The sequence below is a fragment of the Paenibacillus gorillae genome (assembly GCF_000513275.1).
GTDB classification, from domain to species: Bacteria; Bacillota; Bacilli; order Paenibacillales; family Paenibacillaceae; genus Pristimantibacillus; species Pristimantibacillus gorillae.
Genome location: NZ_CBVJ010000143.1, coordinates 25690 through 37650, shown reverse-complemented (window position 1 = coordinate 37650; position 11961 = coordinate 25690). Strand labels below are relative to the sequence as shown.

General features: G+C 51.7%; 11 protein-coding genes. 5 read left to right on the top strand and 6 right to left on the bottom strand.

Translation table 11 applies throughout. The features are described from left to right. Both TY10_RS27135 and TY10_RS27130 read left to right on the top strand, forming a co-directional pair. On the top strand, positions 1 to 1116 hold the full coding sequence (locus TY10_RS27135; RefSeq protein WP_042170969.1) for a Gfo/Idh/MocA family protein: 1116 nt from the start codon (positions 1 to 3) through the stop codon (positions 1114 to 1116). 54 nt (positions 1117 to 1170) lie between these two features. Continuing rightward, the gene (locus tag TY10_RS27130) at positions 1171 to 2235 is read left to right on the top strand and encodes an NAD(P)-dependent alcohol dehydrogenase (protein ID WP_042170966.1); all 1065 of its coding nucleotides are present in this window, start codon (positions 1171 to 1173) and stop codon (positions 2233 to 2235) included. Between the two features lie 90 nt (positions 2236 to 2325). On the opposite strand, the gene TY10_RS27125 is transcribed toward TY10_RS27130, so the two are convergent. After that, the gene (locus TY10_RS27125) at positions 2326 to 3624 is read right to left on the bottom strand and encodes an amidohydrolase (protein ID WP_042170963.1); all 1299 of its coding nucleotides are present in this window, start codon (positions 3622 to 3624) and stop codon (positions 2326 to 2328) included. 175 nt (positions 3625 to 3799) lie between these two features. Here TY10_RS27125 and TY10_RS27120 point away from each other — a divergent pair, with 175 nt between their 5' ends. The 3 genes from TY10_RS27120 to TY10_RS27110 all read left to right on the top strand — a co-directional run bounded on the left by TY10_RS27120 (position 3800) and on the right by TY10_RS27110 (position 5956). Continuing rightward, positions 3800 to 4339, top strand: a complete 540-nt coding sequence (locus tag TY10_RS27120; RefSeq protein ID WP_042170960.1) for a YcxB family protein — start codon at positions 3800 to 3802, stop codon at positions 4337 to 4339. Between the two features lie 66 nt (positions 4340 to 4405). Then, positions 4406 to 5302 (top strand): alpha/beta fold hydrolase, encoded by an 897-nt coding sequence (locus TY10_RS27115; protein ID WP_042170957.1) that lies wholly within the window; start codon positions 4406 to 4408, stop codon positions 5300 to 5302. After that, positions 5303 to 5956: a nucleoside/nucleotide kinase family protein gene (locus tag TY10_RS27110; RefSeq protein WP_042170954.1), complete on the top strand. Its 654-nt coding sequence runs from the start codon at positions 5303 to 5305 to the stop codon at positions 5954 to 5956. It abuts the gene before it with no gap. Positions 5957 to 6036: 80 nt separating this feature from the next. Here the strand turns inward: TY10_RS27110 and TY10_RS29280 are convergent, their stop codons facing one another. The 5 genes from TY10_RS29280 to TY10_RS27085 all read right to left on the bottom strand — a co-directional run bounded on the left by TY10_RS29280 (position 6037) and on the right by TY10_RS27085 (position 11951). Further along, positions 6037 to 7542, bottom strand: coding sequence for a Vps62-related protein (locus TY10_RS29280; RefSeq protein WP_052350804.1), 1506 nt, complete (start codon positions 7540 to 7542; stop codon positions 6037 to 6039). Between the two features lie 143 nt (positions 7543 to 7685). Further along, a complete protein-coding gene (locus TY10_RS27100) occupies positions 7686 to 8684 on the bottom strand; it encodes an ABC transporter ATP-binding protein (protein WP_042170952.1) in 999 nt (332 codons plus the stop codon). Next, positions 8677 to 9759 (bottom strand): ABC transporter ATP-binding protein, encoded by a 1083-nt coding sequence (locus tag TY10_RS27095; protein WP_042171029.1) that lies wholly within the window; start codon positions 9757 to 9759, stop codon positions 8677 to 8679. Before TY10_RS27095 ends, TY10_RS27100 begins: the two co-directional genes overlap by 8 nt. Next, positions 9717 to 10946, bottom strand: coding sequence for an ABC transporter permease (locus TY10_RS27090; protein WP_042170949.1), 1230 nt, complete (start codon positions 10944 to 10946; stop codon positions 9717 to 9719). Before TY10_RS27090 ends, TY10_RS27095 begins: the two co-directional genes overlap by 43 nt. Positions 10947 to 10952: 6 nt before the next feature. Beyond that, positions 10953 to 11951 (bottom strand): ABC transporter permease, encoded by a 999-nt coding sequence (locus tag TY10_RS27085; protein WP_042170947.1) that lies wholly within the window; start codon positions 11949 to 11951, stop codon positions 10953 to 10955. Positions 11952 to 11961 lie beyond the last annotated feature (10 nt).

Here is an 11961-nt window from a genome sequence, read left to right as displayed (position 1 = left end):
ATGAACACAACCATCATTAATGTCGGCATAATAGGACTCGGAGAAGTCGCACAAGTCATTCACCTGCCCGTATTGGACTCTTTGCCTGGTCAATACAAAATCGTCGCCCTCTGCGATATTTCACCTCAGCTGGTCGCAGCCATGGGAGAGAAGTATCGGGTAACGAATCTATATACGGAAGCCTCTGAGCTTGTTAAGCAAGCCGATATCGATGCTGTATTTGTATTGAACAGCGATGAATATCATGCTGAATGCGTGATTGCGGCAGCCAACGAGGGCAAGCATGTGCTTGTCGAAAAGCCAATGACGCTGACGCAATCCGAAGCGGACGCTATTATTGAAGCCCGTGACCGGAACAACGTCAAAGTGATGGTCGGCTATATGAGACGCTATGCGGCAGCGTTCGAAGAGGCGGTAAAGGAAATTGGCGGCTTCGACAACATCCACTATATTCGCGTACGTGACATTATTGGGCCAAACAGCTTTTTCGTTCAACAATCCAGCAACGTCTTGACCTTCCACGATATTCCGGATGAATTGAAGGAAGACAAGCGAGTCCGTGCAGAACGGCTCGTCAAAGAAGCGACTGGACTCGACGCCTCTTCCCCGTACAGCTCGCTATATCGCCTACTGTGCGGCTTATCCAGCCATGACCTCTCCGCCATGAGGGAATTGATCGGCATGCCGAAACGGGTCATCGGCTCCAAGCTGTCCGAGATTCCAACCGCTTCGGGGGGCAACTTCCTGAGCTCCATTCTCGACTATGGCCATTTCGGTGTCACCTTCGAGACTGGCGTTGATGCACAGGGCCGGTTTGACGCCCATATTGAGCTGTATTCCAGCACCAAGTCCGTTCGGATTCAATACAACTCGCCTTATATCCGTCATCTGCCGACCGAATTGCATATCGTCGAGACTGCAGGTGAAACATTCAAGCAATCCGTCGTTCGTCCAACACTTACCGACCCCTATACGCGAGAGCTTCGGTACTTCTATGACGCGATTACGAAGGGCACGGAAATAAAGACAACTCCCGAGGATTATAAAAATGACCTGGCCATCTTCAAAATGATCATCGACTCGCTGATCGCACAAGAAGCTGCAGCGGCTGTATAGTTTTTTATTGAGGCAGCTATCCGTCCCATTCCGACATAAGGAGCGAACAACGCTATGGTACAATCAGAAATTCCTGCCGTTATGAAGGCAGCCGTCATGTTGAAACCGGGAGAAATCGTCATTCAGGAGCTTCCCGTTCCACAGCCTGGCCCCGATGAGGTGCTAGTTAAAGTAATGGCTGTGGGCATATGCGGGTCAGACATTCACTACTACGAGCATGGCAAGATCGGTCCGTATGTCGTCGAGAAGCCGATCATACTCGGACACGAATGCGCGGGTATCGTTGCTGCAACCGGCGAAAAGGTCTCCCGCTTCCGGAATGGCGACCGGGTGGCGGTGGAGCCCGGCATCGTATGCGGCCGCTGCGAATACTGCAAGCAAGGAAGATATAATCTGTGCCCGGAGGTACAATTCCTGGCTACTCCGCCCGTTGATGGCGCTTTTGTTCAGTACATCGTCATGCGTGAGGACAACTTATTCCACATTCCAGACCACCTGAGCTTTGAGGAAGCGTCGTTGAACGAGCCCTTCTCCGTTGGCCTTCATGCGGCTGCACGCACGCAGCTCAAGCCAGGTTCGACAGTTGCCATTATGGGCATGGGCCCCGTCGGCCTGATGGCGGTTGTAGCGGCTAAAGCCTACGGCGTAAGTCAAATCTTCGTTACGGATCTGGAGCCAATCCGTCTGGAGGCTGCGATCCGGCTTGGCGCAACCCATGCAATCAACGTACGCGACCATAATGCAGTAGAGGAAATTCGCAGGCTGACAGGCGGTATCGGCGTGGACGTCGCTTGGGAAACGGCGGGCAGTCCCCACGCCTTGCAGGCAGCTCTCGGTTCGCTCCGCCGCGGCGGTAAGCTGGCTATTGTCGGGCTGCCGGCCCAGGCCGAAATTCCGCTCAACATTCCTTCTATTGCTGACAATGAATTTGATCTATATGGCGTATTCCGTTACGCCAATACTTATCCAAGCGGTATAGCCGCCCTTGCTTCCGGTATTTCTGATGTCGGATCGCTTATTACCGACCGCTATCCGCTTGCTCAAACGCAGGAAGCGATGGAGAGAGCCCGGACGAATAAGGCCGGCAGCCTTAAAGTCATGGTGTATCCGAACGAATAGCTGACTGGTATTATAAAAAAGGGAAGACTCCTGCCGGATGCTCCGTCTTCCCTTTTTGTATGGTTAAAATCCACGCTTTCTGCTGCAGCTCTAGATACCCGCTACAATTCTTTTTGAACGAACAGCTACCTGCTTCAACAACTCCTCTTCATCGATTGTCGTTAGCTTCCGGTTGCGCATCAGTACCTTCCCGTTGACGATTGTTGTATCGACATCGGCACCATTTACGCTATAGGCCAGCAGAGACTCGATGTTATGCATCGGCTGCAGATGCGGTTTGTTCAAATCGATCAGAATCAGATCGGCCTTCTTCCCAACTTCAAGGGTCCCCGCTTGATGAGCGATATTCAGCAGCTTCGCCCCTTCGCTTGTTGCCATACGAAGTGCTTGGCCTGCGGGAAGCACGGTCGGATCGCCGTAATCCAGCTTTTGCAGCCATGTCGCGGCCTTAATCTCCTCAAACATATCGACCGTCGTGGCACTCCCCGACCCATCAGTACCCAGACCTACTGTAATCCCTTGCTTTATCATTTCAGTAACAGGCGCAATGCCGCATCCCAGCTTCAAGTTGCTGACCGGGTTATGCGACACGCCCCCTCGCATTCCCTTCAAATAACCAATATCCCGGCGATTCACATGCACACTGTGAGCCAATAGGACATGCGCTTGATCAAAGAGCCCGAGATTGTACAAATACTCTGTAGGCGTCTGATTGTATTGTTCTCTAATCTTGACGATCTCCTCTTTCGTTTCCGCCAAATGAATATGCACAGGAAGCGTCATCTCTTCAGCCATTCGAATGACTCTGGATAGCGGCTCAGGCGGACAGGTATAAGGAGCATGCGGACCGAGCATCGTCGTGATTCTTCCGTCAGCTTTTCCATGCCAGCGCTCCACGAGCTCAAGCGCCTCTGCTAATCTTTTGCCCCCATCATCCTCTAGAAACACAAGCCCCCGGGTTAAAGAAGCGCGCATTCCGACTTCCTCTACTGCCACAGCAATTTCATTCATATGGATGTACATATCGGCAAAAGCCGTCGTTCCCGACTTAATCATCTCCGCCATCGAAAGCTTTGATCCCCAGTAGATGTCCTCGGGCGTCATTCTAGCCTCTGCAGGCAGCATTTTACGTTCAAGCCAATCCATCAGCTTCAGATCATCCGAGAACCCCTTCAACAGGCTCATTGGTGTATGCTGATGCGCATTGATCAGACCGGGCATGGCAACAAACCTGCCCTTGCCTTCAATCACCTCATCCGCTTCCTCCACAATATCCGGGCCCAGCTTCGTAATCGTATCGTCTTCTATTAGAATATCGCCCCGTACAGGAGAATTATCGCACTCTGCCATGGTCAGGATAAAGACGTCTTTAATGCGTATTCTCATCATATACCTCCTAAGATATTGGATAACCGGAGGATAAACGATGACGTTACGGCAAAGTCAATACGGTCATGTATTGCTGCATCTGCAAGAGTTAGGTTAAAATAAGGAGATTCTGCCTATATATCTATTATTTTCTTCTATTAATTAACGATTTACTACATTCAGGAGGAACCGCAGCATGAAAGACTCGCAACAACTATCATTTGATATCCGTCTCACCCGGAAAGACATTCAACATCTTAACCTGCAGCATCAAAAAAAATCATTAGTCATTAGTTTCTTCGTCTATTGGTTACTATTTGCGGTAATAGTCATGGCAAGAAGCACGCCCTTGGATGAGCTTACCGTGACGGTTGCTGTACTAGGCGGAGCAGGTATAAGCGCACTTATCAGTGGTCTAATGTATCTGTTCGTCGCTTTCCGCTCCAATCGGATGTATCAGTCGGATGCGCTGCTTCAACATAATCATTCCTACACGTTTTCCGATACCGGGATATCCACAGCGTCTGACTCCGGGGCCTACCATATTAATTGGAAGGAAATTTTTAAAGTTACGGAATCTAAATTTTTAATTTGTATCTATGTCGGAAGCAATCGCGCACTCCTATTGCCGAAAGCTACTATTACGAACCAGTTGCCTCCAGGTGTGGCTGCGCTTAAATCTATCCTTAACGATAATGTAGCCAAGGACAAATTAAAGCTTCGCAAGGCGTCTTAGAAACTATCATCAGACCACCATCCTGTCAGTCGGAAGCTTCCAAATACCGCGAGGAGGGATTATGTGATGCCGCAGACCGCCACGACCACATCAGAGAACCCGCTTCATTTCAAGACCTTACAGAAAGAAACTCGTTACAAAGATCATTATTCAAAAAGTCTTGCCCAGTGGGATGTCACGCATTCCACCTTCTATGTACAGACGAGCTTTGGCGACACTCATGTGGTCGCTTGCGGTCCTGAGAATGGAGAACCGTTGGTGCTGCTGCACGCAATGGGGTTTAGTTCAACGGTCTGGCACCCTAACATCGCAACGCTGGCTGAGCAGCATCGCGTCTATGCCCTTGATTTCATCGGTGATCTGAATAACAGCAGGCCGAGCAACCTCCCTGCCAGTCTGGAGCAATGTGCGCAATGGCTGGAGGAGACGCTGACCGCTCTGCAAATTAAGGACTTCACGCTCGGGGGCATATCCTACGGGGCCTTTCAGGCCATCAATTACGCAGGCCATGCGCCGCAGCGCGTGAAGAAGCTGTTTCTGTTAAGCCCAGCCGCCTCCTTCGTACCGCTGCATAAAGCCTTTATTAACCGCATTATTCTGATGGCTGCGCTGCCGGTCAAATGGAATGTAAACCTGTTCCTCAGATGGCTGTCCCGCCATCGTCTGAATAAGCTGCTGGCTGAGCAATTCTATGCCGCTTTCAAGTATGGAACGCTATCCTTGCGAGTTGCACCCAGCGTATATAGCGATGAGGAGCTGCACCGGTTAACGATGCCTGTTCTGCTTCTGCTTGGCGACCAGGAAGTGATCAGCGATGCTCCCTCGGCATTCGCACGAGCCAATGGCTTGGGGCTCGACCTGCAGGTCGAGATGGTCTCCGGCGTCGGACATATGATGAATTTGGAGAAGCCGGATGAAGTGAATTCGAAGCTAGATTTATTCTTGAGAGGAGATCCGACCTAAATGGCCCTTATTAAAACAAGAAGCACTATTATTACAATCTGCGGCTCGGCATCCGCTGTCGGCAAAAGCACGCTCGTTACCCGGTTAGGTGAACTCATACCGGATTCGGTGACCTTTTTCTTCGACGCTTATCAGGATACGACGGTATATCCTCCTAATCTCTATCAGGATCTTGCGGACGGTAAAGAAGTCGATGTCCAGCAAATTGAAAGCCCCGTCTTCTTTCGCGATTTAAAAGCACTAGCCTACGGGGCCGAGGTTACCGATGCCTGGAACCGCAAGCTGCAGCCGGCCAAATATATTATTCTCGAAGAGCCGTTCGGGAGGAACCGAATAGGCATGGCGGATCTGACCGATTTTGTCGGATGCATCGAGCTTCCCTTAGACACTGCCTTAGCCCGCAGGCTGCTGCGAAATTTACGCCATGATTTCACCCATCTCCCATTAGACGAACGCGTTCAATATGTAGAAGATTTTCTGGAGGAATATCTTCGCGGCGGACGTATCTCCTATCTGAAAATGTTTGAAGCCGTTTCACCGGACTGCGATATTTTGCTGGACGGGCTTCAATCGACGGACGAAATGGCGAAGCAGGTCATCGACAAACTCATTGCGCTGAATCTGCTCGAACCTACCACACCTCGACAGACCTAACTCTAGTCAGACGGATCAATCATAGAAAAAGGCTGTCCAAGCGCATACCGCGTTTTGGACAGCCTTTCTTCTGTTATATGCTAATCGAGTATAACGTCGCTCGTGAGGGACGTTTTTTCTTGCGGGCCGGAAGGTCCGCCTGCCAGCAACGGCTGGCCGAACAACGAGCCTTGCGACGGGTTGCCGAAACGGTAGATCGCACCGCTATTCGGGTTCGTATAATCCTTGTCCAGCCAAGTCGGCCATGGGTTGCCTAAGCCAACTCCTGTTGACTGCAGCGGGAAATATTCAAACGCCTGCACGCGGTTCCACGTATCCCATGCCGTTCCTTGATTCGTAACGTCGGTTAACTGCGCAACGACGATGTTCTGATACACATGACTGCCTTGATCCTTCCACATGCCGTGTGAGCCAAATGCGGAATAGGCAACGGGGTGCGTCCCGCTGATTTTATCGACTTCATTCCAATTGTAAGTCGTTCCGAAGGAGTGTGCACCGTAGTACACTTGAACCGGCTTCAGGTACTTCGTGCCTTCATGCTCGAATTTGGCCAACCGGACAGTGACGCGCTCGAAGTCGCCAACATGGTTGCCGAACTCCTGACCAACAACGGTTTTACCAAGATCATAAGCGCTGAACTGGAAGTAAACCAAGTCAACATTGCCATATTCTTTCTCTACCCAGAACGAATAGATTGGCGCATTCGCCAGATCGCCTTGGAAGTAAGGCAGCTTCTTGTCGTAAGGATTCAACTCGGTTTTCGTCTTCAGCTCGTATTTGCCGGAGCTTGGATTTAAGTACCGATCGACATAGGGGAATGTGTATTCTACCGAAGACGGGAAGTACACTTCGCCTTGCGCAAACCAGATTCTCGGTGCAAAGGTTTGCAGCAGCTCACGCTTTGAGCTCTCCGAATAAGCATTGCCCGGAACGGCAACGGCAGTAGCGTCAAGCGGCGAGATCGCCTCGACCTTCAAGCTGGAGGTCGCATCATTGAAGCCATCGAGGTAAATCGCGTCGGATGTATAGACTTTCGAGTCGCCGGAGAAATTCGAATTTTTATACAGCGTTACTTTATAACCCGGAGCAACCCGCATAGCAGAGATTTGATCATTGCCGACAACATTGAGCGCTTCTACGTTGTAGCTGCCGACATCAAACTCCTGCTCCAACCCGCCGTAAGGCGCATTGGCATATACAGTGACCGGCTTATGCGGTCCGCCGATGACTTCAACCTTTAAGCTGGATACTTCATCATTGAAATCGTCAAGCCATTCGGTATCGGCAGTGATAACCTTGGAACCGCCGGAGAAGTTATAATCCTTATACAGCGTTACCCGGTATCCTGGCGCAACCCGGACAGAGGAAATCTGATCATTGCCTACGACAGCTTTAAGCTCGTTGACATTGTAGAAGCCCGCGGTCAGTTCTTGGGACACGCCCGAAAAATTGCCGTCGCGATAAATGGTGACCGGCCCTGCTGCGCTAACCTTCGCTGTACTGCCGACTGCTGCTAATAAGGTGACAAAGAGGACAGCCGCCATTACGCTAGCCCATCTTTTCGTCATATCCGATTTCAACTTCATTATTTAATCCACTCCCTCTCCTGTTATAACCGATAATGAATGCAAGCTGCTGTTTCTAAGCGTTTTACCGTTCACCCGGCATCAGAAGTTATAGGGCTCGTGGTGTATTCGCACTCCGGGAGCGTAGAGCTCTTATACTTGTCCTAGCCTTTATCGATTCCTTTGAGCATCAACTCCTCTCCATAATGACAAGCCGCCATCCGGCCTGGTAAAACCTCGCGAAGCTCCGGCACCGTAGTCTCGCATAATGAAGTGCGGAAGCGGCAGCGCGGATGGAAGTGGCAGCCGGTTGGCGGGTCGGCCGGATTCGGCACTTCGCCCTCCAATAGAATGCGCTCGCGTTTGCCGTCAGGGTCCGGCACAGGTGCCGCGGAAAGCAGCGACTCCGTATACGGATGAAGCGGCCGCGCAAACAATTCCTTCTTGGGTGACAACTCGACGATCCGTCCCAAGTACATCACCGCAACCCGGTCGGACACATGCTCGACGACCGACAGGTCATGAGAGATGAAAATGTAGGTCATCTTCAACTGCTCCTGCAAATCCTTCAGCAAATTAATAATTTGCGCTTGAATGGAAACGTCGAGCGCCGATACCGCTTCGTCGCATACGACGAGTTGCGGCTCCGTCACGAGTGCACGGGCGATACCGATCCGCTGGCGCTGTCCGCCGGAGAAAGCATGTGGATAACGCCGCAAATATTGCGGGTTAAGTCCGGTTTTCTCTGCGATGGCGGTTACCCGCTCCTCCAGCTCTTGCTTGCTCAGCTTGAAATTGGCTTTCAACGGCTCGCTGATAATATCGAATACCGTCATTCTCGGATTCAGCGAGGAATACGGATCTTGGAAAATCAATTGAATATCCTTGCGCAGCCGTTTGAAATCACGCTTTTCCGCGCGGAGAAAATCAACCGTTCCGCCATCGGTTGACGTATACAGCACTCTGCCTGAGCTTGCCTCAAGCCCTCGTACAATGCAGCGGCCCAGCGTCGTTTTGCCGCAGCCCGATTCGCCTACGATACTGAACACTTCACCGCGCTGCACTTCAAACGATACTCCGCCAACAGCTTGTACAGGGGAATCTTTACGCTCGCCCGGATAAAGCTTCGTCAACTCTTCTACTTTCAACAGCGGTTCAGCCATGCATCTTCGCCTCCTTCGCTTTAGAGCCTTCATCGTTGTAAAGGAAACAACGTACCCGGTGATCCGGACCGATTTGCGTCTCCGGAACGTCCATTGCATTGCACACCCCTTCAATCCGCTCCGGGCAGCGCTCATAGAAGCCGCACATCGGCGGACGGTTGAGCGGCAGCGGCACCGTCCCTTCAATTGAAGCAAGACGCCCCGTCTGGCTCCCGATTCTTGGAATGGACTTCATAAGTCCTTTCGTATACGGATGCTTCGGATTGCTGAACAGCTCCCTTACCGGCGCCGTCTCCACGATCCGTCCCAAGTACATGACCGCAACGTCATCAGCCGTCTCGGCAACAACGCCAAGGTCATGCGTAATGAATAACGTCGCCATACCCAGCTCCCGCTGCAGCTTTCTCATCAATTCCAGCACTTGCGCCTGAATGGTCACGTCCAGCGCGGTCGTTGGCTCATCAGCAATGAGCAGCGTCGGATTGCATGACAAAGCCATCGCAATCATAACCCGCTGCCTCATCCCGCCGGAAAATTCATGCGGATATTGATCCAGCCGCTGCTCGGCATTGCCGATACCTACGCGCTTCATCATATCCAGCGCAATCCGCTTCGCTTCCTTGCGATTGCGCGTCCGGTGCAGCAGGACGTTCTCCATAATTTGATCCCCTACCGTATGGAGGGGTGACAAAGCCGTCATCGGCTCTTGGAAAATCATCGATACAGAACCGCCGCGTACCGCTCTCATCTCTTTGCTGTCTGGTTTCAGCTTCACCAGATCAAGACGCCCTTTGCCCTTCGTATCCGCAGTCGACAGCAGAATTTCGCCGGTTACCTCAGCATGCTTAGGTTGAAGCGCCAGCAGCGCTTTGCCGGTTACGCTTTTACCGCAGCCCGATTCGCCTACGAGAGCCAGCGTCCGGCCCGGCCCGATCTTCATATCGATGCCGTCTACTGCCTGTACTACACCGGCTTGCGTCCGAAAACCGACGCGAAGACCGTTGACCTCAACGACCGGCGCAGCCGATGACGTTAGGCCTCCAGCTGTTTTTTCTTCGACTTTAAGCTCACCCACTTGCGCTTCCCCTTTCTTTTCGCCGATTTAGCCCCATTGCCATGACTGTAAGGGTCCGCTGCGTCGCGAAGACCGTCCCCGAGGAAATTAAATGCCAGTACCGTGACAATAACGAATAAAAGAGGAATAAGCTTCCACGGATACAGCGCTACGTTCTCAATCTGCTGCGCTTCCTGCATGAGCACTCCCCAGCTTGTAGCCGGTGATCGAATGCCGAGGCCAAGGAAGCTCATCGCCGTCTCGCCAATGATCATGCCCGGAATCGCCAGCGTTGCCGCTACGACCAGATAACTGATAAAGCCCGGCACGAGATGGGCAAAAATGATGCGCAAATCGCTTACGCCTGCAATCTTCGCCGCTGTCACATAATCCTCAGAACGCAAAGAAATAAATTTACTTCGGACGACACGGGCAAGCCCGGTCCACTCGATGAATGCCATAATAATCGTAATGTAGAAGAACATTTCCACGACTCCAACTCTTGGCGGTATAGCTGCCGCGAGTGCCATCCAGAGCGGCAGCGTCGGGAATGAACGAACAATATCGATGAATCGCTGAATAACCGCATCCACTCTGCCGCCGGCATATCCAGATATGCCGCCGATAAGCAGCCCCAGCAAGAAGCTGATCGATACGCCGACAAGCGGCAGCGTCAACGATACTTGACTGCCAAGCACGACGCGGGAGAACATATCCCGGCCCATGCTGTCCGTACCGAATAGAAAAATCCGGCCCGGCTCATCCACGCCAAACAGATGAATATCCGTCTTGAAGAGACCTAGAAAAGAATAGCTCGATCCGTGAACGAACAGCTTCACCGGGAAGAGCTGCTCCGGGTCCTCAACGAACCGTTTGCGCAGCGTCTCGGGATCACGCTCGGACTTCAGCCCATATACGAATGGCTGAATATGAAACTTGCCATTGGCATCGATCATACGCAGCTTGGTTGGCGCGCTGTTCATATACTCGCCGCTATAGCTTTCAAGTCCTTGCGGTGCGATAAACCCGCCCAGCAAAGCAACAAGGTAAAAAAATCCAAGAATATAAAGACTAATTCGAGCCAGCTTATGCCGTTTCAGCTCACGGTACATGAGCTTCCAGTGGGACGTTGCATAATCCTGTCCTGCGCCCTTCTTGGCGCGCCGCTGGACGAACCGCTGCATGAGCGCTTTCGCTTGTGTGACCATAAACCGCTAAGTCCCCTTCCGTGTCATGCGAATCCGCGGATCCAGCCATGCCAGCAAAATATCGGAAATCAAGGTGCCGAGCAGCGTAAACACAGCCATCAGCAATAGCCAGCTTCCGGCCAGATACATATCCTGGCTAAGCAGCGCCTTGTGCATAACCGGTCCTTGAGTTGGCAGATTAAGTACAATCGCCGTAATTGTCGAACCCGTAAAGATTGTCGTCAGTGACCAGCCGATCGTACTCACAATCGGATTAATCGCCGCTCTGGCCGAGTATTTCAGCAGGATGCGCCACTCCGGCAGCCCTTTGGCCCGGGCCGTCAAGATATGCGGCTTCGTCATCTCGTCGAGCATTTGACCGCGCATGACACGAATCAATTCGCATGTATTGGAGGTTCCGATTACGATAACCGGAATAATCATATGCTTAAACAGGTCCATCCATTTAGCCGCAGTCCAAGGCGCATCCGTAAACTCCGCCGAGAATAAGCCAAGCATCGGATCGCCCCACCACTGGAAGGAGATGAACATGAGAATAATCGCCAGCAGGAAGTTAGGCGTTGCCATACCGAGAAATCCGAACCCGGTAGCCAGATAGTCAAAGAATGAATATTGCTTGACTGCACTCAAAATACCGATCGGAATCGCCACCACGTAAGTGAAGACCATGGAGACCAGCGAGACGATAATCGTAATGCCCATGTACTGCCCGATAATATCCGATACAGGACGGTTGTAGCTAAGCGAATAGCCGAAGTCGCCCTCCGTAAGAATACCGATAATCCATGTAAAATACTGCACATACCACGGCTTGTCCAAGCCGTAAGATTCACGAAGCAGCGCCATCGCCTGCTCGTCCATAATTTCACCGCTCGTCGCCATCTTGGCTGCATAACCGCTGACGAAGTCTCCAGGCGGCAATTGAATAATAATAAATACGATCATCGATACGAATAAGGTGACCGGAACCATGATCAACGTTCTTCGCAGCATATATCGAAGCATTAGCAGATAA